This window comes from Vibrio sp. 1978, assembly GCF_033344345.1.
This window is the reverse complement of record NZ_JAWPOP010000845.1, coordinates 1-559: the sequence shown is the minus strand read 5'-3', so window position 1 is coordinate 559 and position 559 is coordinate 1. Positions and strand designations below refer to the sequence as shown.

Sequence of the window (559 nt, the reverse complement as noted above, 5' to 3'; positions counted from 1 at the left end):
ATGTACAGCTAGATATAATTTTGCCAACTCTTCAGAAAAGGTGTTGCTATGTATAAACCAGTGACTTCTCAAAATCTTGCGTTGTTTTTCAGCCTCGCCCCGATGCTGCTTTCTGCACCAAGCTTCGCGCAGCAAAATGATATTTACACCACGCAAAATGGCCACGCCATCGTGCAAGATGTCGAAAAGCCCGGCACTCGTATCGAATTTGATGAAGACCAGGATGAGGTCTACCGCGCCGTACAAAAAGGCTACATTCGTCCCTTCTCTGAGCTTTACGCGGCCGTCGAAAATGACCTTTATGGTCGCATCATCAAAGTCGAGCTTGAAGAAGATGACAATGAATGGGTTTACGAACTGAAAATACTCTTCAACAATAGCGTGTTGAAGGACGAATATGACGCTGCCACATTGGAAATGCTGGAAGTCAAAGGTCGAAACTTCAATAAAGCTTTAAAACCACCACAAAACTAAATAATAAGAAACGCTGCCATGAAAATACTTGTTGTCGAAGATGATCCTCGTCTAGGCGAGCAAATTATCGAAACGTTGGAAAATA

General features: G+C 43.1%; 1 protein-coding gene and 1 pseudogene. Both read left to right on the top strand.

Annotated features, from left to right (window positions below; genetic code table 11):
- Positions 1-48 precede the first annotated feature (48 nt).
- Positions 49-474, top strand: a complete 426-nt coding sequence (locus tag R8N49_RS29440) for a hypothetical protein (RefSeq protein WP_318190736.1) — start codon at positions 49-51, stop codon at positions 472-474.
- A gap of 18 nt (positions 475-492) precedes the next feature.
- Positions 493-559, top strand: a pseudogene (locus R8N49_RS29435) (DNA-binding response regulator); the annotation flags it as partial.

Excerpts from the sequence above, each read along its gene's own strand:
- R8N49_RS29440 (WP_318190736.1), top strand. The coding sequence starts at position 49 with ATGTATAAACCAGTGACTTCTCAAAATCTTGCGTTGTTTTTCAGCCTC.